General features: G+C 71.2%; 19 protein-coding genes and 2 tRNA genes. 16 read left to right on the forward strand and 5 right to left on the reverse strand.

Annotation, left to right across the window (positions count from 1 at the left end):
- The first annotated feature begins 79 nt into the window (after nt 1–79).
- Entirely contained in the window at nt 80–574 is a 495-nt protein-coding gene (locus tag KBX63_RS18040; RefSeq protein WP_210912387.1) for a sensor histidine kinase, read from the forward strand.
- Between the two features lie 218 nt (nt 575–792).
- Nucleotides 793–1,800: a sugar phosphate isomerase/epimerase gene (locus KBX63_RS18045; RefSeq protein WP_074313495.1), complete on the forward strand. Its 1,008-nt coding sequence runs from the start codon at nt 793–795 to the stop codon at nt 1,798–1,800.
- Nucleotides 1,801–1,882: 82 nt separating this feature from the next.
- Here the strand turns inward: KBX63_RS18045 and KBX63_RS18050 are convergent, their stop codons facing one another.
- Complete coding sequence (locus tag KBX63_RS18050) at nt 1,883–2,305, reverse strand: hypothetical protein (protein ID WP_210912388.1); 423 nt, start codon at nt 2,303–2,305, stop codon at nt 1,883–1,885.
- 293 nt (nt 2,306–2,598) lie between these two features.
- Here KBX63_RS18050 and KBX63_RS18055 point away from each other — a divergent pair.
- The 5 genes from KBX63_RS18055 (at nt 2,599) to KBX63_RS18075 (ending at nt 7,143) form a co-directional block, all read left to right on the forward strand.
- A tRNA-Asn gene (locus KBX63_RS18055) sits at nt 2,599–2,671 on the forward strand.
- A gap of 256 nt (nt 2,672–2,927) precedes the next feature.
- On the forward strand, nt 2,928–5,051 hold the full coding sequence (locus KBX63_RS18060; protein WP_210912389.1) for an MMPL family transporter: 2,124 nt from the start codon (nt 2,928–2,930) through the stop codon (nt 5,049–5,051).
- The gene (locus tag KBX63_RS18065; protein WP_210912390.1) at nt 5,041–6,279 is read left to right on the forward strand and encodes an FAD-dependent oxidoreductase; all 1,239 of its coding nucleotides are present in this window, start codon (nt 5,041–5,043) and stop codon (nt 6,277–6,279) included. The genes KBX63_RS18060 and KBX63_RS18065 overlap by 11 nt, the downstream gene beginning before the upstream one ends.
- Before the next feature lie 140 nt (nt 6,280–6,419).
- Nucleotides 6,420–6,496, forward strand: a tRNA-Ile gene (locus KBX63_RS18070).
- 272 nt (nt 6,497–6,768) lie between these two features.
- Nucleotides 6,769–7,143, forward strand: a complete 375-nt coding sequence (locus tag KBX63_RS18075) for a YciI family protein (RefSeq protein ID WP_210912391.1) — start codon at nt 6,769–6,771, stop codon at nt 7,141–7,143.
- A 194-nt stretch (nt 7,144–7,337) separates the two neighbouring features.
- Here KBX63_RS18075 and KBX63_RS18080 read toward each other — a convergent pair whose 3' ends face one another.
- Nucleotides 7,338–7,490 carry a hypothetical protein gene (locus tag KBX63_RS18080; RefSeq protein WP_210912392.1) on the reverse strand — a complete coding sequence of 51 codons (153 nt, stop codon included), beginning with the start codon at nt 7,488–7,490 and terminating at the stop codon, nt 7,338–7,340.
- Nucleotides 7,491–8,629: 1,139 nt separating this feature from the next.
- On the opposite strand from KBX63_RS18080, the gene KBX63_RS18085 reads away from it, so the two are divergent.
- Nucleotides 8,630–10,117, forward strand: a complete 1,488-nt coding sequence (locus tag KBX63_RS18085) for a S1 family peptidase (protein WP_374102237.1) — start codon at nt 8,630–8,632, stop codon at nt 10,115–10,117.
- A gap of 157 nt (nt 10,118–10,274) precedes the next feature.
- Here KBX63_RS18085 and KBX63_RS18090 read toward each other — a convergent pair whose 3' ends face one another.
- The 3 genes from KBX63_RS18090 to KBX63_RS18100 form a co-directional block, all read right to left on the reverse strand.
- A complete protein-coding gene (locus KBX63_RS18090; protein WP_210912393.1) occupies nt 10,275–11,270 on the reverse strand; it encodes a hypothetical protein in 996 nt (331 codons plus the stop codon).
- Nucleotides 11,267–11,632: a PadR family transcriptional regulator gene (locus tag KBX63_RS18095; protein ID WP_210912394.1), complete on the reverse strand. Its 366-nt coding sequence runs from the start codon at nt 11,630–11,632 to the stop codon at nt 11,267–11,269. The genes KBX63_RS18090 and KBX63_RS18095 overlap by 4 nt, the downstream gene beginning before the upstream one ends.
- Nucleotides 11,633–11,923: 291 nt before the next feature.
- On the reverse strand, nt 11,924–12,229 hold the full coding sequence (locus KBX63_RS18100; protein ID WP_210912395.1) for a hypothetical protein: 306 nt from the start codon (nt 12,227–12,229) through the stop codon (nt 11,924–11,926).
- Nucleotides 12,230–12,496: 267 nt separating this feature from the next.
- Between KBX63_RS18100 and KBX63_RS18105 the strand changes: the two genes are divergently transcribed.
- The 8 genes from KBX63_RS18105 to KBX63_RS18140 all read left to right on the forward strand — a co-directional run bounded on the left by KBX63_RS18105 (nt 12,497) and on the right by KBX63_RS18140 (nt 23,997).
- Nucleotides 12,497–13,066: an RNA polymerase sigma factor gene (locus KBX63_RS18105; protein WP_247662578.1), complete on the forward strand. Its 570-nt coding sequence runs from the start codon at nt 12,497–12,499 to the stop codon at nt 13,064–13,066.
- Nucleotides 13,063–13,947, forward strand: coding sequence for a zf-HC2 domain-containing protein (locus tag KBX63_RS18110; RefSeq protein ID WP_307871750.1), 885 nt, complete (start codon nt 13,063–13,065; stop codon nt 13,945–13,947). The genes KBX63_RS18105 and KBX63_RS18110 overlap by 4 nt, the downstream gene beginning before the upstream one ends.
- A gap of 18 nt (nt 13,948–13,965) precedes the next feature.
- On the forward strand, nt 13,966–14,853 hold the full coding sequence (locus KBX63_RS18115; protein ID WP_210912396.1) for an ABC transporter ATP-binding protein: 888 nt from the start codon (nt 13,966–13,968) through the stop codon (nt 14,851–14,853).
- The gene (locus tag KBX63_RS18120; protein ID WP_210912397.1) at nt 14,850–16,436 is read left to right on the forward strand and encodes a hypothetical protein; all 1,587 of its coding nucleotides are present in this window, start codon (nt 14,850–14,852) and stop codon (nt 16,434–16,436) included. Before KBX63_RS18115 ends, KBX63_RS18120 begins: the two co-directional genes overlap by 4 nt.
- Nucleotides 16,430–17,107 carry a hypothetical protein gene (locus KBX63_RS18125; protein ID WP_247662579.1) on the forward strand — a complete coding sequence of 226 codons (678 nt, stop codon included), beginning with the start codon at nt 16,430–16,432 and terminating at the stop codon, nt 17,105–17,107. The genes KBX63_RS18120 and KBX63_RS18125 overlap by 7 nt, the downstream gene beginning before the upstream one ends.
- 391 nt (nt 17,108–17,498) lie before the next feature.
- Nucleotides 17,499–18,503, forward strand: a complete 1,005-nt coding sequence (locus tag KBX63_RS18130) for a multicopper oxidase domain-containing protein (RefSeq protein ID WP_210912398.1) — start codon at nt 17,499–17,501, stop codon at nt 18,501–18,503.
- A 77-nt stretch (nt 18,504–18,580) separates the two neighbouring features.
- On the forward strand, nt 18,581–22,462 hold the full coding sequence (locus tag KBX63_RS18135; protein ID WP_247662580.1) for a ThuA domain-containing protein: 3,882 nt from the start codon (nt 18,581–18,583) through the stop codon (nt 22,460–22,462).
- An 8-nt stretch (nt 22,463–22,470) separates the two neighbouring features.
- Complete coding sequence (locus KBX63_RS18140) at nt 22,471–23,997, forward strand: OmpL47-type beta-barrel domain-containing protein (RefSeq protein ID WP_210912400.1); 1,527 nt, start codon at nt 22,471–22,473, stop codon at nt 23,995–23,997.
- Nucleotides 23,998–23,999: the final 2 nt, after the last annotated feature.

Consider the following 23,999-nt stretch of genomic DNA (forward strand, 5'->3'; position numbering starts at 1 on the left):
CGGCATGGCACCCGTGTGCCCACGGACTGTCGGGACGCCGCAGGCGGGGTTCACAGCCGGCTGCCGTACCTTGACCGGCATGGGGCGTTTCGCGCGGTGGCGCCGGATGGTGCGGGCGCAGGGGCACCGGCTGCGCTGGGCGCTGCGCGGAGCCGAGGAACCGGACACGTCGGCCGGGCCGGCGCCCAGCCTGAACCGCCTCGGCGCGCTGGTGGAGGGCTTCGCCGCAGGTCAGCCGGTGCACTGGACCCTGGCCGGGCAGCCCCGGCCGTTGCCCGGCGCGGTCGACGCGACGGCGTACCGGATCATCGAGGAGTCGCTGACCAACGCGCACCGGCACGCGCCGGGCGCGCCGGTCGCGGTCCGGCTGCGCTACGACGCCACGGGCATCACCATCGAGGTACGCGACGACGGCGCCGGCGCCGCGCCGCCGGGCGGGGACGCCGGGCGGGGTCTGACCGCGGTGCGCAGGCGTGCCGAGCGGATCGGCGGCACGTTCTCCGCCGGCCCGCGCCCCGGCGGCGGCTTCCTCGTCCGGGCTGTCCTGCCCGCGCCCGAGGAGGTGGCCGAATGACGATCCGGCGGCGGGGCTTTCGCGATGGGGCCCGGCGGAAATAGGGTGGGAGCGGCGACCGTGACGGTGGCCGGTGACCCGGTGAGAGGCGCAACCCGCCGGGCCCAGGTGCGTTCCGCACCCACCGGTGTCCCGTCCCGGTGCCGCGTACCGCTCTGACCGGTCACCCTCGCCCCGGTCCGCACACGGAATCCCCATCACAACAGGGGAGAAGGACAATGGCGCGACCCATCACGCTCTTCACCGGCCAGTGGGCCGACCTGCCGTTCGAGGAGGTCTGCCGGCTCGCCTCCGAGTGGGGCTACGACGGTCTGGAGATCGCCTGCTGGGGCGACCACTTCGAGGTCGACAAGGCTCTCGCCGACGACTCGTACGTCGATCGCAAGCGGGAGACGCTCGCGAAGCACAACCTCGAGGTCTTCACGATCTCCAACCACCTCGTTGGTCAGGCGGTCTGCGACCACCCGATCGACGAGCGGCACCAGGACATCCTGCCGGGCCGGATCTGGGGCGACGGGGAGCCCGAGGGCGTCCGCCAGCGGGCCGCCGAGGAGATCAAGGACACGGCGCGGGCCGCGGCGAAGCTCGGGGTGAAGACGGTCGTGGGCTTCACCGGCTCGTCGATCTGGCACACGCTGGCGATGTTCCCACCGGTGCCGCCGGCGATGATCGAGCGCGGCTACCAGGACTTCGCCGACCGGTGGAACCCGATCCTCGACGTGTTCGACGAGGTGGGGGTGCGGTTCGCGCACGAGGTGCACCCCAGCGAGATCGCGTACGACTACTGGACGACGAAGCGGACGCTGGAGGCGATCGGCAACCGGCCCGCGTTCGGGTTGAACTGGGATCCGTCGCACTTCGTCTGGCAGGAACTGGACCCGGTGAACTTCATCTTCGACTTCGCCGACCGGATCTACCACGTGGACTGCAAGGACGCCAAGGTGCGTACCGGGGACGGCCGGCGTGGCCGGCTCGCCTCCCACCTGCCCTGGGCGGACCTGCGCCGCGGCTGGGACTTCGTCTCCACCGGGCACGGGGACGTGCCCTGGGAGGACTGCTTCCGGGCGTTGAACGCGATCGGCTACACCGGCCCAATCTCGATCGAGTGGGAGGACGCCGGGATGGACCGGCTGGTCGGCGCCCCGGAGGCGTTGCAGTTCGTCCGCCGCCTGGCCTTCGACGCCCCGAGCGCCGCCTTCGACGCCGCGTTCAGCAGCAAGGACTGACCGCTCCCGGCGGCGGTCACCGTACCCGGACAGACCACGGGCCGGTCGCCCTTCGGCGACCGGCCCGTCGACGTGCGGTTGGTCAGAGCGTGCTGGCGTTGGTGCCCGAGCCGGACGGCTTCGTGCGGGGGGTGGTGGCCGACGGCGACCCGGAGGTCGTGCCGACCGTGCTGCTGGTGCCCGACGAGCTGGAGCCCGCCTTGGCGCCAACGGTGGCGGGCGTGCCGGCGAACGCGTCGTCGGCGGCGGTCAGCTCCTGCTTGCCGGTGCTGCCGTTGCCCGTGCCCAGCTTCTCGCCCAGCTTGGTCTGGCCGAGCTTGTCCTTGCCCTCGCTGTAGAGCCGGTTGGCCTGGGCCTGCGCGACCCCGGCCGCCTCCTGGACGGTCGGGTGGTCGAGCACCTTGCGGCCTCGGACGACCAGCTCTTCGTACTTCTCCCGGCCGGCACGGGCGCCCAGGACGAATCCCGCAGCCAGCCCGCCAAGAAACATGATCTTTCCGCGCATGGCGGCTCCTTCCGTACCTGACGCGCCGTCGCCCCGGCGGGCTGCCCCGTCGGGAGCGACCAATTCGCGCCTGCGTCCTCTGTCCGCAGCTAACTACCCATCCTGCTCTCCGCTCATACCTGCTTGTGCCCGGATGACGATTTGCCCCGATTATCGATGGGCCGGGCTGCGGACCTGGGCATCTGGATCATGGAGGGCCGGAGGCCGAACCCACTGGACCACCACCCCCGGATGTCCTGTACTCTTGTCCCGTCGCACGGCGTCGGGGAGATCCCGGGTGGTGCGGTGCACGGTCCCCTGTAGCTCAATTGGCAGAGCAGCCGGCTGTTAACCGGCAGGTTATTGGTTCGAGTCCAATCGGGGGAGCTTCTCCACTCAGCGCCCGTCGGCAGCACGCCGACGGGCGTCTTCGTGTTCGTGGCGCACCCAGGCTTGCGTCGATCATGGAGTCTTGGTGCCCGCATGAGCCATATCCGTACCCTTTGCCCGACACCACAACTCCATGATCCACCCGGAGTGACCGGTTTGGGGTCTCCGCGCCGCGCTCGCCCGGCAGGATGGTCGCTGTCGACTTAGACTCCCGCTGCGTCGATTGGTGCGTCGATTCCTGAGGTGAATGCGGATGTCCGGACGAGGGGGCCACGGACGGGCCACCCTGATCGCGGTGGCGGTCGTGCTGGCCTGGCTGGTGATCGGGGCCGTGGCCGGGCCGTACTCCGGGCGCCTCGGCGAGGTCGCCACCAACGACAACGCCGCCTTCCTGCCCACCGACGCCGAGGCGACCCGCGCGCAGGACCTCGCCGGCGAGTTCGTCGATCGGCCGACCATCCCGGCGCTGGTCGTCTACGAGCGGATCTCGGGCATCACGGACGCGGACCGGCAGCGCGTGAGCGCCGACGTCGCCCGGTTCGGCCAGGTGCCCGGCGTGGTCAACCCGCTGCCCCCGCCGATCCCCAGCGAGGACGGCCAGGCACTCCAGGTCGTCGTGCCGGTGGACGACGCGGAAGGGGAGGAGATCGGCTCGGTCGTCGAGCACCTGCGCGGCATCGCCGGCGGTGACCGGGACGGGCTCACCGTCGACGTAGCCGGGCCGGCCGGTCTGCTCGCCGACCTGATCGAGGTCTTCTCCGCCATCGACGGCCCACTGCTGCTGGTCACCCTGGTCGTGGTCCTGGTGATCCTGCTGATCGTCTACCGCAGCCCGGTGCTCTGGGTCTTCCCGCTGCTGGCCGCCGGGATGTCGTACGCGCTGGCCTCGGTCTTCGTCTACCTGCTCGCCGACGCCGACGTACTCAAACTCAACGGGCAGGCCCAGGGCATCCTCACCGTGCTGGTCTTCGGCGCCGGCACCGACTACGCGCTGCTGCTCATCGCCCGCTACCGCGAGGAACTGCACCGGCACGACCGCCCCTGGGACGCCATGCGTACGGCGTGGAAGGGCGCCGCCCCGGCCATCATCGCCTCCGGTGGGACGGTCATCGTCAGCCTGCTCTGCCTGCTGCTGTCCAGCCTCAACTCCAACCGGGCGCTCGGGCCGGTCGCCGCCATCGGCATCGCCGCCACCCTGCTGGTGATGCTCACCTTCCTGCCCGCGCTGCTGCTGCTCGGCGGTCGGTGGGCGTTCTGGCCGCGGCGGCCCCGGGTCGACCAGGCCGACCCGCGGGCCGAGCACGGCATCTGGAGCCGGATCGCCGGCTTCGTGGCCCGGCACGCCCGACCGGTCTGGCTGAGCACCGCGGTCGTGCTGGCCATCCTGACGCTCGGCCTCACCCAGCTCGGCGTCACCACCCTCGGCCAGTCCGACCTGTTCACCCAGCGCACCGACTCGGTCGACGGCCAGGAGGTCATCGCCCGGCACTACCCGGCCGGCACCGGCAGCCCGGCCACCATCTTCGCCACCGAGCGGACCGCCCGGCAGGTGGCCCAGGTGGCGCAGGGCGTGCCCGGCGTCGCCGCGGTCCGCCCGGTCAGCGCCAACCAGTCGGCCCGCCCACCCGAGGAGAACGCCGCGCCGAAGGTCGTCGACGGACGGATCCAACTGGAGGCGACCCTCGCCGACCCACCGGACAGCGACGGCGCCGAGCGGACCATCCGCGAGCTGCGGGTCGCCGTACACCAGGTGCCCGGCGCGGACGCGGTGGTCGGCGGTTTCACCGCGATCAACGTGGACACCTCCGACGCCGCCCGGCGCGACCAGAACGTCATCATCCCGGTGGTGCTCGTGGTCATCGCGGTCATCCTGGCCCTGCTGCTGCGCGCACTCCTGGCACCGGTGCTGCTGATCGCCACCGTGCTGCTCAGCTTCGCGGCCACCCTCGGCCTCTGCGCGCTGCTGTTCCGCCACGCCTTCGACTTCCCCGGGGTGGACGCGTCGTTCCCGCTGTTCGCGTTCGTGTTCCTGGTCGCACTCGGCATCGACTACAACATCTTCCTGATGAGCCGGGTCCGGGAGGAGTCCGTCAGGCGTGGCACCCGGGTCGGGGTGCTGGCCGGTCTCGTCGTCACCGGCGGGGTGATCACCTCCGCCGGCATCGTGCTCGCCGCGACCTTCTCCGCGCTGGCCGTCCTGCCGCTGGTGGTGCTGGTCGAGTTGGGCACCGCGGTCGCGGTCGGGGTGCTCATCGACACCATCATCGTCCGGTCGCTGCTCGTGCCCGCGCTCGCGTACGACATCGGGCCGAAGATCTGGTGGCCGGGCCGGTTGTCCCGGGCCAACGGTGAGCGGGAGGCCCGCCATGCTCGCTGAGACCGACGTCGTCATCGTCGGCGGTGGCCTGGCCGGCCTCGCCGCCGCCCGCCGGCTGCACCGCGCCGGCGTGCCCTGGCGGTTGCTGGAAGCCGGCAGCCGGCTCGGTGGCCGGGTCGCCACCGACGCCGTCGACGGTTACCTGATCGACCGCGGCTTCCAGGTGCTCAACACCGCCTATCCGCGGCTCGGCACGCTGCTGGACACCGACCGGCTCGACCTGGGGTACTTCACCTCCGGCGTGCTGGTGCGCAAGGGCGACGACCTGCTGCGGCTGGTCAACCCACTGCGCGAGCCGACCGGCGGGCCACGCACCGCGCTGGCCGGGGTCGGCTCGCTGCTGGACCGGCTGCGCTTCGCCGCGCTCGCCACCGGCTGCGCCACGCTGCCCGCGTCCCGGCTGCTCAGCGCGCCGGAGACCAGCGCCGAGATGGCGCTGGGCCGGGCCGGCCTGTCCGACGCGTTCATCGAGGAGCTGCTGCGGCCGTTCCTGTCCGGCGTGCTCATCGACCGGGAGCTGGCGACCTCCAGCCACGTGCTGGCGATGGTGCTGCGTTCCTTCGCGCGCGGCCGGATCGGGCTGCCCGCCGAGGGAATGGCCGCGCTGCCCCGGGCCGTCGCCGACCCGCTGCCGGCCGACCTGATCGCCCTGGACGCCCCGGTCGCCGAGGTCGCCCCCTGCCGGGTCCGCACCCAGGCCGGCGACATCCGCTGCCGGGCCGTCGTGGTCGCCGTCGACCCGCCCGCCGCGGCCGCGCTGCTGCCGGCCCTGGCGACGGTACGGATGCACAGTTACACCACCTACTACCACAGCGCGCCCGAGCCGCCGCTGACCGAGCCGATCCTGCTCGTCGACGGCGACCGGCGCGAGACCGTCGCCAACACCGTGGTGCTCAGCAACGCCGCCCCGACGTACGCGCCGACCGGACGGCACCTGGTGGCCACCTCGGTGGTCGGCCCGACGGCCCCGTCCGAGCCGGCCGTACGGGCCGAGTTGACCCGGCTGTACGGCCGGTCCACCGCCGACTGGACCCACCTCACCACCGTGGCCGTCCCGGACGCGCTACCCGCCGCGCCGCCGCCGCAGGGGCGTCTGCGCAAGCCGGTGACGCTGGGGGAGGGGCTTTTCGTGGCCGGGGACCACCGCGACAGCCCATCGATCCAGGGCGCGCTGACCAGCGGCTGGCGTGCCGCCGGGGCGGTGCTGGCCGAGCTGCGCGCGGGGTGACCGGCTGCCGCCCGGCGTCCCGGGCGGTCGGCAGCACGCTGTTATATTCCTGTTGCCCATCGTGCTGCTGCGGGCATGGGCGCCGGCCGGCTCGATGCTGGCCGCCGACCGCCGGGCGGGATAAGATCCGGCGCGGTGTCGGGGCGGTAGCTCAGCCGGTTAGAGCAGGGGACTCATAATCCCTCGGTCGCGGGTTCGAGTCCCGCCCGCCCCACCAACAGCGCTGAGCTGGGCAAACATGAAACCGGATGTAGCGGTACCCGAACCGCTTGCAGCCCGAGGCCGGGGCAACCAGACCTGACAACAGGGACTTGCCGTCCCCGCTCACGCGAGATGGGTTTCCAACAGGGGCGACATGACGCTCGCGAGCGCCGAGCGCCGGAGATTCCGTGCAAGATTCTTCTGGCATAGCGTCGAATTCGAGACGAGTCGTTCGTAGAACAGGCGAGAGGCGGCCGGAGGAGGCCGCCGGGACGAGGGAGTCACGGGATGACGCAGTACTTGATCTCGTTCAATGACGGCGCGATGGACCACATCCCCGCGGAGGAGATGCCCGACGTGGGCAAGGCTTCGCACGAGGTGGTCCAGGAGGCCGTGAACGCCGGCGTGTGGGTGTTCGGCGCCGGACTCGAAAGGCAGAGGGCGAGCATCGTGGCCACGGACGGGACGGTCACCGACGGCCCTTACCCGGAGACCAAGGAGGTGATCGGCGGGTTCTCGGTCGTCGACGTGGCCACACGCGAGGAGGCGCTCGCCTGGGCTGCCAAGATCGCTGCCGCTTGCCGCTGCCTGCAAGAGGTCCGGGAGCTCATGCCCGACCCCGAAACAGATGCGATGCTCCGCCAGGCTGACAGTCGGGGTTGACATCCCGACGACGTCTGACTGAGGGAGACTCGCCGCGTTCAAGCAGGACTTGCGTGACGGCGGTCGACGACGCAGGTCTACGCATCGGCCTGAACTCGGGGGCGAGGCGGTACCTCCGGGGATCGGGCTGGGGCGAAGCCCGGTCCCCGGGCCTGGTGGGATCGTGGTGGACAACTTGATCTCGTCATGCGAGCTCACACCGTCCGCAGGTCGAGGGCGCCCTCGGGCCGTAGGAACGTCTCCGTGAACCCCCACGAGCGCTCGCTGTATGCCGCTTCCAAGGTGACCGTCTCGGTGCCGTCCAAGGTCACCTCGACCGGCAAGCTGCTCTGCCAACTCGCGCGCACCCGAACCACATGTCGGCCAGACTCCACATCGAAGCTCTGCCCGGCTCCACGCGGCCCGTGATGTATCGGAGCACCGCAGCGCCGTGCACGCCAGCCAGTGACAGCAACAGCCCCATATGCGGGAGTACGGTCCCGGACGGTGGAGGCCGAACCATCCCGGATGGGCTCGCCGAGGCTAGGGGCCAGGAGGTGGCTGTGCAGCCATTGGTACAGGCAAGCCGGCCGACCGGGCGGTCATGAGCGGACACGAGCCGACGACACGAGCAGGTCAGCCGCAGTAGTCGACGCCAGCCGACAGCAGTCTCCTATTTGCGAGGCAGGGGTTATCGGTTCGAGTCCCGTGGGCTCCACCAAGCAAAAGCCCTGGTCACCCGTGCCGCCGACGACCCGGACGAACCGCATCGGCCGGGCCGGCCGGCCATGCTTCGAGACGGAAGACCCTGAAGGCCTCGGGGCTCCGCCCCGAACCCCGGCCTCCTCAGAGATGCCGCCGCGGATCACCTTGCCGGGCACCACAAGGGCGATCAGCCGCCCGTCCGGGGAGGCCGGACGGGACCAAGGCCAGTCGCTGAGAATGAACCCAGCCGCTGTCAAGATGGCGAGGATCGACAGATAGGCGAGGTACAGGGCTGCCTCCCCCTACCGACGTTTACCGGGCGCGACGCGGAGCTCACCGCCCTCGACGCACTCGTCGACCGGGGCGGCGCCGTGGTGGTATCCGGGACCGCGGGCGTCGGGAAGACCGCCCGCTCACCCGACTGCCTCGCGATCGTCACCAGCCGCGACCAGCCCATCCCGCTGATCGTCACCGCTGGAATTAGATGTCGTCGTAGATGATTCGAGGCCGTTGTGAGGTCCGTCGGCAGTTGCGGCCGGTGCCGGACGCAACCGATGAGCCCCGGCCTGCCGCCTGCTGATGACGGCGTTGCGATCGGCGGCGGATCGTCCAGCCTTCGTGTGGCGGTTCGCGCATCGGCGACAGGGCGGTGTCGAGGGGGTGCGGACACCGCCGGGCGCTGCGGTATGAGCCAAAGGCTATCTGCCAACCTCGATGGATGTGTTCTACGTTACGGCCACCTGCCGGTGCCGGATCGTTCCGGCCGCACCCGCAGCTCCGCCAACCCCGAAGGAGTTTTCGGATGAACCGATTCCTTGCCGGTACGGCAACAGCGATTCTGCTGCCAGCCGGGCTGGCTGCCATCGTCATCGCCGGGCCCGCGGGCGCGAAGCCCACCGGCGCGACGCCGGTCGCACCGGCCGGGGAGGCCGCCTCGACCGAGATGCTCGCCGCCATGCAACGCGACCTGGGTCTGACCGCCGCCGCGGCTCGCGCCCGGATCGCCTCCGACGACGCGGCCAGCCGTACCGAACTGGCCCTGCGTAAGCGGCTCGGCTCCACCTTTGCCGGCGCCTGGCTGGCACCGGACGCGAAGTCGCTGGTCGTGGCTGTCACCGACAGTGTCAGAGCCGCCGAAGTGACCGCCGCCGGCGCCACACCCAAGCTGGTGAGCCGCAGCGGCAAGAAGCTCGACGCGGTCAAGGACGGCCTCGACGCCGTGGCCGCCAAGCCGTCCCCGGCCTCGGTGCCCGGCTGGTACGTCGACGTCAGGTCCAACACCGTGGTGGTGCAGGCACGCGGCGGTGTCGCCGCTGCGAGTGCCTTCATCAAGGCGAGCGGCGTCGACGCCTCCGCGGTACGGGTGGTCAGCACCACCGAACAGCCCCGGCTGCTCTACGACGTACGCGGCGGCGACGCCTACTACATCGGCGGTGGCCGCTGCTCGGTCGGCTTCTCCGTCAACGGCGGCTTCGTCACCGCCGGGCACTGCGGCAACACCGGCAGGTCCACGACCGGCCACAACCGTGTCGCCCAGGGCAGCTTCCAGGGCTCCTCGTTCCCCGGCAACGACTATGCCTGGGTGGCGGTCAACTCCAACTGGACCCCGCAGCCGTGGGTCAACAACTACGCCGGCGGCAACGTGACCGTGGCCGGCTCCACCGTGGCCGCGATCGGCTCGGCCATCTGCCGCTCCGGTTCGACCACCGGCTGGCGCTGCGGCACCGTGCAGGCCTACAACCAGACGGTCAATTACGCGGAGGGCTCCGTCTCCGGCCTGACCCGCACCAACGCGTGCGCCGAACCGGGTGACTCCGGCGGATCCTGGCTCAGCGGTCAGCAGGCGCAGGGCGTCACCTCCGGCGGTTCCGGCAACTGCAGCTCCGGCGGCACCACCTACTTCCAGCCGGTCAACGAGATCCTCTCCGCCTACGGCCGGACGCTGGTGACCAGCGGTGGCGGCAATCCGCCCCCGACCGGTTGCAGCGGCTACGAGTTCTCGGTGACCGGGTCGCTGTCCAGCGGCGGCAGCGCCTACCAGCCGAACGGCAGCTACTACTACTCGTCGACCTCCGGCACCCACCGTGGCTGCCTCGACGGCCCGACCGGCACCGACTTCGACCTCTACCTGCAGAAGTGGAGCGGCAGCGCTTGGACCGTGGTGGCGCAGGGCACCACAGCTGCGGCGGACGAGACCGTCACCTACAACGGCACGGCCGGCTACTACCGTTGGCGGGCGCACGCCTACAGCGGTTCGGGCAGCTACGCCCTCGGCTACAGCAACCCCTGACCGCTTCGATGGGGCGCCCGCATCGCACCACGCGATGCGGGCGCACATCAATGGCGAAGGTGCTGACGGAGGTCTGGCAGCACCAGGACGTGTTGGCCGAGTTGCCGTGAACCTCGCTGGCGCTCGACGTCGCCCCCAACTGCGCACCGGTGGATTGCTATCTGCCGCAGGTTGGGCAACGCTCGTGCACGGTCATCACCGGAGTGTCGACCGTCGCGCTGGAACGTGCCCGGATTGCGAGCGCCGCGGCCAGGGTGATTCCACCCAGGACGAATGTGGCGGCGGTCGTCCCGGTGATGACGCGGAAGTCGGCATAGTCAGCCCCGACGACGGGGGCGATGTTTTCGGTGACGGGGTCGAGAGCTAGTAGTCCGACCGGGGTGAGTAGGACCAGGAGAGCCCACAGCCCTCGGGAAGCACCGCGTAGAGACAGCACGGTCGCGGCCAGCACGGCGGTCAGCAGGAGAGCCGCGCCGGCTTCCGGGAGGAACGCGCCCCCGTAACTGAACCGGTAGAACCAGGCGCTCTCCCCGGACAGGACCCCGACTGAGATGAGGGCTGCCGTCAGTGCGACCGCCAGGGGCAGGAGGCGATGCCGTCGCGCCGTGTGGCGAGAAACTGCCAGCGCCAACAGGCCCAACGTCGCCTGAGGAAGCAGAACGAACAGGTACGGGCGGGGCAGTTCGAACACGGCGGCGACGGGCACCACGGCGGCGGTGCACAGGAGCGCCAGCCCGATGGCACCGCGGACCCACCGGGCTGGGCCAAGGGCGTGCACGACAGCGGCCAGCAACCAACCGGCCCAGACGACGATGCCGGTGGTGGCGAACGGCCCGAACGACGGAGAGTCCCACCTGCCCGCAGTGGTGACCACCTCGGCGGCGGCCCAGAAGCCAGCGAGCGCGGTCGCGGTGACGTAGCTGAGGAAGCCGGCGAGGCGTACGCCCGGTATGAGGTCGGCAGCGCCGGCAGCGCGTAGGCGCTCACGGCCACCAGCAGCCAGCACGTCCGCCACATCGAGGATCGACGGCCAGTGGCGGTCGGGTGCGGCCAGGTCGAGATAGGTGCCGACGACTTCCGCGCCGCGAGCCTGTCGATAACTGGCGGGGTAGGCACGGAGCAGGTGCCGGTAGCGGCGTTCCAGGTCCCTCACGCCAGTCCTCCCACGGCGCGCGGGGCGATGGGCCGGGCGGTGGGCGTCAGTTCGCCCAGGCGGTTGGTCGCTGCCTCCACGTTGCGTCGCAGGCGCTCGGTCTCAGCCGCAAGGGTGGCGTTGCCGGTGCCAGAAAGGCGGTAGTAGCGGCGCAGGCGGCCGTCAACGACCTCCTCCCGGTCGACCTTGATGAGGCCCGCGTCCACCAACCGGTCGAGCGCGCCGTACAGGGTGCCGGGCCGCATGGATAACCGACCCTCGGAAAGGGCCGCCACCTCTCCGATGATCCCGTACCCGTGCAGCGGCGGGCCGGCAAGGGCGGTGAGGATCCAGAAGGTCGGCTCCCGCAGCGGCGTATCCACCATCGCAACGTATCGGTCGCGAAGGTATGGCAGGGACAGATCGCCGAGAAGGACCTGCCCCCTCGGTGGCGGGTTCGAGCCCCACGGCCCGCCCTGGAGTTGATCGAGGTTTGTTCGCGATCATGATGGGCGGGCGTCCGGTTCGCCAATGTATCCGGCCATTTCCGCGACTGAATTGACGCCGCCAGGAAACGGCGCGCGAAAGCGGTCCGCGGCCCGGTGCCGACGCAACGGGTGGAGCCTCCGGTGGGCGGTTGAGCCGCCCACCGAAGGCCCCTGGGAAGTGCCGGATCAGCAGTTGTCCGCGCCGTTGAAGACCCGGGGAACCCGGGCCACCTTCGACGAGATCTGGTAGCCCGGTTCGACGGTCCAGCAGGCTCCGTCGGCACCGAAGTTCCAGGAGATCTTGATGCGGACGTTGGAGCTGCAGTCGTTGCGCGCGTAGCCGGTCTGCGTGACCGTTCCCTGCGAAACCCAGACCGCGACGCAGCCTGGAGCGTTGCCGGCGTAGGCCGGCGCCGCGCCGACGGTCGCGATCAGGCCTGCCGCGACAGCGCCGACGGCCGCCGCCTTCCTGCCTCTGGATCGGATCCTCACGAGCACTCCTCCCGTTCGCCTGCCACCCCGTGTGACAGACCTTCGGAAAATACGTTCTCAATCGATATGCAGCAATGAGGCTTTCGGCCGCGACGATATTCTGATTCACTTTCCATGATCTTCTGGTTGGTGGATCACGCATCTGACCGAAAGCTGATCGACAACTGACCAGGGAAAGGGGGGCAAGGTGAGCGAAATGAAACGAGGGGCGATCGACGACGCGTCTCTGTGATCGGTGTCACACTGACGGACCGAACCATCTCGGCCATGGCGAACGACGAGGGGTATGTGATGGCAGACCGGCGAGAGTCGCCCAGCGACGCGCACCTCGTGCGCGGCATCGCCGAGCGCGACCGGCACGCGTGCGCCGAGCTCTACCGCAGGTACGCCCCGTGGCTCGCCGCTCGCCTCGGTCACCGCTGCCCGGACGGCACGGTCATCGACGACGTGATCCAGGATGTCTTCGTTTCGATCTGGAGCCGGCCGCCACGCGACGACGTCGATGACGTCGCCGGTTGGCTCTGGCGGATCGGGTACCGGCGCATGGTCGACCTCCAGCGCGGCGCCGGGCTGCGCGCCCGGCTGCAACGCCGGCTCTTCGGCCAGCGCCTCCCGCACGAGCCGTCGGCGGAGGACTCCACCCTCGACACACTCGGCTGCGGAGAGCCAGCGCAGGCGTTGTCCCGGCTCCCCGTCGACCAGCGGACCGCACTACGGGTCACCGCGGTGGACGGCCTCACCATGGAGGAGGCAGCGCGGCTCCTCGGGGTGCCGATCGGAACGGTCAAGACCCGCGTGCGGCGAGCCCGTCGACGGCTACGTGAGGAGCTGGCGTGACCAGACCAGGCGACCAACGGGGTGACCTGCGGGACGCGGCGGCCCCGGGGGGCGGGCACGTCGCCGTCGAGGTGCTGCGGGAGTACGTCGAGGGCCACCTGCCCGCCGCCGCCCTGGCGGGCGTCGAGGGGCACGTCGACGGATGCCCGGAGTGCCGCGAGGAGCTGACCCGGCTGTCGCCGCCGGCCCGCTACGAGCGGCTGTGGTCGACCATCGACCAGACCCTCGACGAGCCGCGCCGCGGCCCCGCGGAGCGGGCCCTCATCTGGTGCGGGGTGTCCCCGGAGACCGCCCGGCTGGTCGCCGCCACCCCCGCGCTGCGCCGCTCCTGGACCATCGCCGCGGGGCTCGTGCTCTTCACCGCGGCTCTCGTGGCCCGGCTGTCGCCACTGGATTCGCCGTCGCTGCTCCTGCTTGCGATCTCGCCCATGCTCCCGGTGCTCGGCGTCGCCGTCTCCTTCGGACGCCGGTTCGACCCGACGTACGAGATCACCCTGGTCGCGCCCGTGCACGGGCTCCGGCTCGCGTTGCTGCGCACCGCCGCGGTCCTGGGGGTCGCGGCGGGCCTGGCCGCGGCTGCCAGTCTGGCACTGCCCCGAAGCGGTTCCGCCACCCTCGCCTGGCTGCTTCCGATGCTCGCGCTGACGCTGGTCACCCTGGCGATGACCGCGCGGGTCGACCCGGTCGTCGCCGCCGCGGTGACCGGCGCCGGCTGGCTGGCCCTGCTGGTCGCCACAACCCACTTCGCCGACGGCCGGTCGCTCCTGGTCACCGCCGCCGGCCAGGCCGCGTTGAGCGTGGTGGCCGTGGCCGCAGCCGTCGGTCTGGCGCTGGGCCGCCGCCGATTCGACCAACAGCCCACCGTCGTCCTGACCCCCTGACCAGCTCGGAGGACCCGAATGTCGCATCCCGCGGACGCCACACCGGGACAGCTCGTCGCCGTCGACGGGCTGACCCTGCGGTACCGACGGCACACAGCCCTCGCCGGGGTGTCGTTCACCGCCGGTGAGGGAGTGACCGGGCTGCTCGGGCCGAACGGCGCGGGCAAGACGTCACTGCTGCGGATTCTCGCCACCGCGATGCCTCCGGACTCGGGCACCGTGCGGATCCTCGACGTCGATCCGCTCACGGCCGCCGGCCGGCTGGCGACCCGCAGGCGGATGGGTTACCTGCCGCAGCAGCCGGGCTTCTTCCCGAACTTCACCGCGTACGAGTTCATCGACTACGTCGCGATTCTCAAGGAGATCACCGATCGCCGGCAGCGCCGGGACGAGATCCTCCGGGTGCTGGCCGCGGTCGGCCTCAGCGACGACCGGGGCAAGCGGATCAAGGCGCTGTCCGGCGGGATGCGGCAGCGGGTGGCCCTCGCCGCCGCCATCGTGGGCGACCCGCGCGTGCTCATCCTCGACGAGCCGACCGTCGGGCTCGACCCGGAACAGCGCCTCCGGTTCCGCGAGCTGATCGCGGATCTCGGCGAGGGGCGGGTCGTCCTGCTCTCCACCCACCAGACCGAGGACGTTTCGGCCCTGTGCCACCGGGTGATCGTGCTGGACCGGGGCGTCGTCCGCTTCGACGGCCCGCCCGCGCGGTTGACGGCGCTGGCCGAGAACCGGGTCTGGCACAGCGCGGAACGCAGTCCGCAGGCGGTGGCGGCCTGGCGTACCGGGGTGGGCACCGTCCGCAACATCGGCGTCCCTCCGGCGGCTGCCGACCTCCTCCCCGCCACCCTCGAGGACGGTTACCTCCTGCTGCTCGACCCGTCCGCCGCTACGCAGGTCGTGGCGTGACCGGGACCAGCCTGGCGCCGGCGCCGACCTCGCCGCTGCCGGTGTCGCCACGCCCCCGTGGCGCGGTCGGCGCCCTCTTCCGGATCGAGGCCGTCCGGCTGCTCCGTCATCCGGCGGTGCTGACCGGCGTCCTGCTCTACCTCGCCCTGTGGGCCTACGAGTGGGGTAGCGGGGCCCTTCAGCACCGCTACCCTGTCCTGCAGGACGAGGACCGGTACTCCCAGGTGCCGCTGCTGCTGATCGCCGCCGGGGCGTTCATCGGGAGCAACCTCGCCCTCACCCGGGCGCAGCGGTCCGGCGTCGCCGCCGTCACCGACCTGCTCCCGCTGGCGCCGTGGCGGCGCGCCCTCGCGCAGCTTCTCGTGCCGCTGCCGTTGGCGCTGCTCAGCGGGCTCCTCGTCGGCGCGCGGATCGCCCATCTCGCCGCCGCGCCCGGGGCGGTCGGGCAACCGTCCCCACTGGAGCTGGCCACCGGGCCGCTGGTCGTCCTGCTCGCCGGGGTCGCCGGCGTCGCCGTGGGACGGCTGACGTCGATGGTCGCCGTCGGCCCCCTGGTGATCCTCGGCATGGCGATCTTCACGCTGGTGGGCGCGGTCACGCTGAGCCGGCCGATGCTCAAGTGGTGGGGTCTCGTCGCGATCGAGGACGAGTTCGAGCCGCCCCTGCCGGCGGACCTCATGTACCGGCCCGTGGCGACCCACCTGATCTACCTGGCCGCCTGCGCCGTGCTCTGCTGCGCGGTGGCCCTCGCCGGCAGTCGGATCGACCGGCGGATCGGCGTGACGGCGGTGGGCGTCACCACCGTGCTGGCCGTGGTCGCCGGGGCCGGGCAGTCGGTCACGGTGCCCGGGGACGTCGCCGCCCGCCGTCTGGTCGCCGAGCGGGAGCCCTCCGCACAGCAGGTGTGTCGGACGGTGGACGCGGTCACCTACTGCGCCTTTCGCGACTTCGAGGGCCGTATCGACCAGTGGTCGACGCTGGTCGGTGGTGTGCTCCGGCACACCCCGTCCGACGTGGCCGGCGGCCGGTACGTGGTCCGGCAGCGCCTCCTGTTCGGCACCACCACCGATTCGGTCAGCATCTCGCCGCCGCTCGCCGCGTGGACGGCGGACGACGCGCGGGCCGGTACACCGGGCGCGGTGCCCGTGGGCACGAAGTGGGGCACGGACCAGATCGGCGGGGACGCGATGCTCAGCTTCGCCGGGCACTTCGCCGCGCGGGTGGTCACCGGCGAGCCGCCGACCGAGGCCTCGGCCCTCTCCGTCTGCCGGTCCCGCGCGGTGCTGGTGCTGTGGCTCGCGGCCACGGCCACCGAGGAGACGACCGCGGCGCTGCGCAGCCTGCTGCCCCGGACCGGCGGCAGCGTGGTCCTTCCGCTGGTGGACTCGTCGCTCGCGCTGTCGATCGGCCGGCAGGAGGTCTCGGTGGTCCGGTCGTTGCTGGACCGGCCGGCAGACCAGGTGGGTCAGCAGGTGATGGCCAACTGGGCCGAACTGACCCGACCGGAGACCGGCACCGAGCGGGCGGCGAGCCTGCTGGGCACGCGGGTGCAGGGCCCGGCGGCCCAGGGGGCCCGATGCTGACGACGCTGCGGGCGTTGCTGCCCCACGTGGTCCGGTCGAGCCGGAAGGCCCCACCGGTGCTCTGCGGCGTGCTGGCCCTCGGGCTCGCCGCGCTGCCGCTGGCGGTCTCCTACCGGATGGAGATCCCGTACGCGGTCACCCTGATCAGGGTGGTGTCGGTGACCGTGGCGCTCGGCGTGGCCTTCGCGCTGGACGACGCGGCCAGCGTTACGACGCAGGTGACCCCCACGTCCCGCCTCCTGGTCCGCCTGACGCGGATCGCGCTGTCCGCCCTTCCCCTGGTGGTGGTCTGGCTCGCGGCGCTTCTGCTCTGCCGGGCGGCGGTGCCGGTGGACGCCCGTCCCTTTCTGCCGGACGGCGGTCTCGCCCTGGAGGCGGCGGCCCTTCTGGCGGCGACCCTGGCCTTCGCGGCGGTCGCGGTCCGGGTCTCCGCCCCCACCCACGGCGGGCTGGCGGCCATGCCCGGCCTGCTGCTCGCGACGACGGCCGTGACACTCCTGCCGGACGACGTGCAGCCGTTCGCCGGCCCGGGGTCGACGCGGTGGGACACCTCCCGGTGGTTCTGGCTGGTTCTCCTCGTCGGGGCGGTGGTCGTCCTGGGCGGCCTCCTGCGCGAGCCGCGGCACCGCCAGCGGGTGCCGGCCGTCGACGGTGGCCGGACCGGCGGTTGAGCAGCGGCCGGCGACCGTCGAGCACGAGGCGCGGTCGGGGCGTTCCGCGGCCTGACCAGCTCATCCTCGAATCACCCCACCGGCCGGACCGCGTGTCTGACCTGCCCCCGTCCATTCCGGACGGGGGCGTCGTCGTCCTCGGTCGCCGCCCAGGGAGCGTCTCCAGAAGTGCTGGTCAGCGGGCGGAAACTGTTGCCGGCGGGCACCTTTCCGTCGAAGGATCTTTACTTTCGTCGAACCGCTACATAGATTGATGTCATCAGTCGAAAGTTCTGAGTCTTCCGAGCAAAGTCCGCGACGGGGCTCAGAACTCGCGGGGCCGTCCCTCCTGTGCTCGACGGTCGCCGCACCCTGCCCTGTCGCGGCTGTGTCCGGTCGAGAACGGAGTCCCATGGACGACCATCCCGTCGGCACCCCCCGTCACCTGTCCCGCAGATCGCTCATGACAACCGGAGTGCTGGCCGCCAGCGCGGTCGGCGTGACCGCGTCCACGGTCGGCGCCCCCTTCAGCGGCAGCCCGGCCCAGGCCGTGGCCGGCATCACCAAGAAGGTCACCATCTACGCCGAGCAGCTGCCCGGAGGTCTGTTCGGGTACGGCCTGGCACCCGGGCAGGCCACCGTGCCGGGGCCGGTGCTGGAGATCTACGAGGGTGACACCCTCGAGATCACCCTGGTCAACACCACCACCCAGCGGCTGTCCATCCACCCGCACGGGGTGGACTACAGCACTGACTCGGATGGCAGCCCGCTCAACGCCTCGTTCAACAATCCGGGCGAGACCCGGACGTACGTGTGGCGCTCGCGGGAGATGTTCCTCGCGTCCGGCCGGCGGTTCATGCCGGGCAGCGCCGGCTACTGGCACTACCACGACCACGCGATGGGCACCGACCACGGCACCGCCGGGGTGGCCAAGGGGCTGTACGGCGCGCTGATCGTGCGGCGTCGCGGCGACATCCTGCCGGAGAAGCAGTTCACGGTCGTGTTCAACGACATGTTGATCAACAACCGGATGGCGCCGGACACGCCGATGTTCGAGGCGAACCTGGGCCAGCGGGTGGAGTGGCTCGCCATCGGGCACGGCGGCACCTTCCACACCTTCCACCTGCACGCGCACCGCTGGGCGGACAACCGCACCGGCATGCTCGAGGGCCCGGCCGACCCGAGCCTCGTGATCGACAACAAGGACCTGAACCCGGGCAGCTCCTTCGGGTTCCAGGTGCTGGCCGGGGAGGGCGTCGGGCCCGGTGCGTGGATGTACCACTGCCACGTGCAGTCCCACTCCGATGGCGGCATGGCCGGAATCTTCCTGGTGCGCAACGCCGACGGCAGCATTCCGCCGGGCGCGGAAGAGGCCATCCACAGGTTCCAGGGCCACACCCACACGCACGGCAGCTGAGTGACTCGAGAGTGGGGACGGGGATGACAAGACAATTACGACGAGCCCTCGCCGCGGGAGCGGTCATCGCGACGTTGATGCAGGGCACCGCGGCAGCAGCCGCACCGCAGGCGGCACCCGCACCACAGGCGGCGCAGGAGAACAAGACAGCGGTCCTCGTCTTTCACGGGCCGGTGGCGGAGCAGCAGGATCCGGTCGCCCGCGCCGCGGAGGCGATCAAGGAACTCGGCGCGGACCACGACATCGAGGTCACGGCCACCACGAACCCGGCGGTGTTCACCACGGCCAGGCTGTCCGCGTACCGCAGCGTGGTCTTTCTCTCCGCGACGGGCGCCGCGCTCAACCGTGACCAGGAAGCGGCGCTGCAGAGCTACATGAAGGCCGGCGGCGGTTTCGTCGGCATCGCCGACGCCGCCCGCGCGCAGGTCGACTCCACCTGGTTCACCGGCCTGATCGGCACCCGCCCGGCGGGCGCCATCCCGGTGGCCGAGCCGGTGGCCCGGGTGACCGCCAGCGGCGAGAACGCGCCGAACGAGACCAAGGAGAAGCTGACCGACGGGGACTCCGGCACCAAGTGGCTCGTCCGCACCCCGACGGCCTGGGTGGCGTACGAGCTGAGCGCGGCCAAGCGGATCACCGGGTATGCGCTGACGTCGGCCAACGACTCCTCCGGGCGGGACCCGAAGGACTGGACCCTCCAGGGCTCCACGGACGGCCAGAGCTGGTCCGATCTGGACAAGCGCACCGGCCAGACCTTCCCGGAGCGGTTCCAGACCCGCCGGTTCGACATCGCCACGCCGCAGGAGTTCAAGCATTTCCGGCTGAACATCACCGCGAACAGCGGCGAACCGCTGACCCAGCTCGCCGACCTGCGCCTGTTCACCGGCAGCACCACCACCCCGGAGCCGCCGGCGGTGAACCGGGCGGTCGTCAACATCCTGGACCGGAACCACCCGGCCACGGCGTCGCTGCCGATGACGCTCACCCGGTCGGACCGCTGGGAGAACTGGGACCCGAACCCGATCGGCACGGTGCACACCGTCGCCCAGGTCGAGGAGCGGCACTACAACCCGGGACCGGGCGCCAACGGCCCGTTCCACCCGGTGTCCTGGTGCCGGGACTACGACGGCGGCCGATCGTTCTACACGGGCATGGGCCACACCGAGGGCAGCTACGGCGAGGCGGCGTTCCGCACGCACCTGACCGGGGCGCTCAAGTGGACGACCGGCCTGGAGCGCGGTGACTGCCAGGCGACGATCGCCGCGAACTACAAGGTGGAGCGGCTCACCGCGGCCAATCAGACCGGGCAGCTGGACCAGATCGGCGAGCCGCACGGGCTCACCATCGCCCCGGACAACACGGTGTTCTACGTCGGCAAGGCGGCCTGCCCGAGCGGCCCGGTCGCGGACTGGAACAACCCGAACGTCGGCCTGGGCTGCGGCACCATCCACTCCTGGGACCCGCGCACCAAGCAGGCCAAGCTGCTCACCACCCTGGAGGTGATGGGCAACCGGGGTAGCGGCTCCGAGCTGGTGAAGAACGAGGAGGGCCTGCTCGGCATCGTGCCGGACCCGAAGTTCGCCGAGAACGGCTGGCTCTACGTCTACTGGATGCCGCACGAGTCGATCGACCGGGTGCAGCGGGTCGGGCAGCGGACCGTCTCCCGGTTCACCTACGACCGCGAGACGCAGACCATCGACCAGGCCACCCGCAAGGACCTGCTGCAGTTCCCGGTGCAGATCCACAGCTGCTGCCACTCCGGCGGCGGGATGGCGTTCGACGCCAAGGGCAACCTGTACGTGGGGTCCGGCGACAACAACTCCTCCGAGGGATCGCAGGGCTACTCCGGCAACAACTGGACCCAGGAGTACCAGGGGATCTCGTTCCAGGACGCCCGCCGCACGTCGGGCAACACCAACGACCTCGCTGGCAAGATCATCCGGATTCACCCGGAGGCCGACGGCACGTACACCATCCCGGAGGGCAACCTCTTCCCGCCGGGCACCGAGAAGACCCGACCGGAGATCTACGTGATGGGCGTGCGGAACATCGCCCGCCTGCAGGTCGACCCGAAGCACCAGTGGCTGACCGCCGGCTGGGTGGGGCCTGACGCCTCGTCGCCCAGCCCGACGCTGGGCCCGGCCAAGTACGAGACGGCCACCATCATCACCTCGGCCGGCAACCACGGCTGGCCGTACTGCATGGGCAACCGGCAGCCGTACCGGGACCGCAGCAGCACCGACGCGACGGTGCTGACCGGCTGGTACGACTGCGACAACCTGAAGAACGAGTCGCCGCGTAACACCGGCCTGGTGGACATTCCGCCGGCCCGGGACAACATGATCTGGTACTCGCCGGACGGCGGCGGCCCGGTGTTCCCGGAGCGGGCGGACGGCAGCGGGCTTCCGACCTACGTCGCCGCCGACGCCACCTACACGCAGCCGTACCTCCGCGGCGGCGGCCAGGCCATCATGTCCGGGCCGACCTACCACCGCGATCTGGTCGACACGAACAGCGGCGTGGCGTGGCCGGCGCACTGGGACGGCAAGTGGCTCATCGGTGACCAGTCGAACGCGAACAACCGGATCGCGGTCACCGTCGACCCGGCAGGCGTACCGCGTGCGGCCCCGCCGGTGTTCGCCGAGTCGCTGCGGGCCATCATCCCCGGCGGCAACGGCGACGCCCGGCTGCAGAGCTGGATGGACGCCAAGTTCGGCCCGGACGGCGCGCTCTACCTGCTGGACTACGGAGGCGGGTTCTTCAGCCTGCACCCCAACCAGAAGCTGATCCGGATCACCTACACGGGTGGCGCGCCGACCCCGGCGCCGGCCGCGAGTTCGGTCGCCGTTCAGAACAAGCCGCTGACCATGGCCTTCAACGGATCTCGCTCCGGTGGCGTCAGCTACCGGTGGGAGTTCGGCGACGGCGCTACGTCGACCGAGGCGAACCCCCGGCACACCTACGCCCGGGTCGGCACCTACACCGCGAAGCTGACCGTCACGTACGCCGACGGGGAGACGGCGACGGTGCAGACCACGGTCACGGTGGGCTGTGCGGTGCCGGACAACCGGGCCACCGTGTGGCTCGGTGACACGGACACGAAGGTGCCCAGCCGCACGGTCGGGCAGGGTTGCACCATCAACGACCTGATCGACGACGAGAGCACCTGGGCCGACCACAACAGCTTCGTCCGGCACGTGACCGCGGTGATCGGCACGCTTCAGGACGACGACCTGCTCTCCGCACGTGAAGCCGGCACGCTGACCCGCCTGGCTGCCGCGTCCGAGATCGGCCGGGACGGACACACCGGCTACGAGCCGCTCTTCGACGGCACCGCCGAGTCGCTGCTCGGTTGGCAGCAGGCGCCGTCCGGATCGTTCGGCATCCAGCCGGACGGCTCGCTGCGGTCCAGCGGTGGCCTGGGCATGCTCTGGCACACCAAGGAGCTCGCCGACTTCTCCCTGAAGGTGCAGTTCCGCGACATCGCGCCGGGCACCGGCCGGGCCAACAGCGGCGTCTTCACCCGGTTCCCGGACCCGCGGATCCCGCTGGAGCAACGCCCACCGGGTAGCTGCGGCACGGTCGGGTCCGCCCGGACGTCGCCCGCGTGGGTGGCGATCTACTGCGGCCACGAGATCCAGATCTACGACGGTGAGACCGGCGAACCGCAGAAGACCGGCTCGGTCTACAACTTCGATCCGGTGCCGCTCGCCCAGGCCGGCGTCACCCCGAAGGACCAGTGGAACGACTACGAGATCCGCGTGGTCGGGCAGCACTACACGATGATCCGCAACGGTGTGGTGATCAACGAGTTCGACAACACGCCGGGCAAGCAGTCCTCACGCGCCGGTGACCCGCCGACCGATCTGCGGCAGTTCCTCAGCGGCTTCATCGGGCTCCAGAACCACGGCGACAACGATCTGATCGAGTTCCGCAACATCCGCGTGCGCGAGCTCTAGGAGAAACCATGATCCGACGACTGACGGCCGCGCTGGCGGCGCTCCTGCTCACGGTGATCCCGTTGGCCGGCGCGCCCGCCTCCGCCGCCCCGCGCGTCGCGGAACAGGTGCTGACCTGGACCGCCGACGACGACATCACCCGCTACAAGTCCGCGCCCGCCCAGGCGGTGGCCGGAGCGACCACGATCATCTGGGAGAACAGCGCGGCCACCGGCAACACCACCGGGATGCCGCACACGCTGACCTTCGACACCACCACCGACGGCTACAACCACGACGTCACGCTGAACATCCTGGCCAACCCGTTCGACGTGAACAACGGGCGGCACCAGGCGACGGTGACCCTGACACCGGGCAGGTACCGGTACTTCTGCTCCATTCCCGGCCACAGCCAGATGGTCGGCGAGCTGGTGGTCACCGACGGCGGCGGAGGCGACGACACCACGCCGCCGGCAGTTTCCGCCACGGTGGCCGGCGACCGCGACCAGGACGGCAACTACATCGGTACGGCCACGGTGACCGTCACGGCCGCCGACGCCGGATCGGGTGTGGAGACCGTCGAGTACCAGGTCGACGACACCAGCTTCCTGCCGTACACGCAGCCCGTGCCGGTCACCGCGATCGGCGACCACTCGGTGCAGTTCCGCGCCACCGACCAGGTCGGCAACACGAGCGAGGTCGGCTCGGTGTCGTTCCGGATCGTCGAGCCGAGCGAGGAGGACACCACTCCACCGGTGGTGACGGCCGACCTGGCCGGCGACCGGGACGGCGACGGCAACTACATCGGTACGGCCACCGCCACGCTGGCCGCCACCGACGCGGGATCCGGTGTCGCCACGATCGAGTACTCGTTGGACGGGGCCGCCTTCACCGCGTACTCCGCACCGATCGTGGTCGACGGCGTCGGCATGCACATGCTGCACTACCGGGCGACCGACGTCGCCGGGAACACGTCGGCCGAGCAGATGTCCCACTTCACCGTCGTCGAGCCGCAGGCCGAGGACACCGCCCCGCCCACGGTGTCCGCCACGGTCACCGGCGACCAGAACGACGACGGCGCGTACGTGGGCGGTGCGACCGTGACCGTCACGGCCACCGACGACGACTCGGGTGTGGCTTCGATCGAGTACGCGCTCGACACCGGCGCCTGGACCTCGTACGCCGCCCCCGTCTCCGTCCGCGCCATCGGGGCGCACACCCTGCGCTACCGGGCGACGGACGCCGCCGGGAACGCCTCCGCGGAGCGGTCGGCGACCTTCACGGTGGTGGCGGACGGCACCGACGCCTGCCCCGAGTCGGACACCCGGGCCAGAGTGATCATCGATGGCGTCGACACCGGCGTCGCCAACGTCGACACCGGCGACGGCTGCACCATCAACGACCTGATCGACGAAGGCGCCGCCTACGACGGGCACGCCGTCTTCGTCCGGCACGTCGAAGCGGTCACCGCCACCCTGGTGGCCGGCGGCACCCTCACCCTGCGGCAGCAGGGCGCCATCGTCCGGGCCGCAGCCCGATCGGACGTCGGCGCATGAGT

Origin of the sequence: Micromonospora sp. U21, from assembly GCF_018070045.1 — a bacterium.
Lineage (GTDB): Bacteria > Actinomycetota > Actinomycetes > Mycobacteriales > Micromonosporaceae > Micromonospora.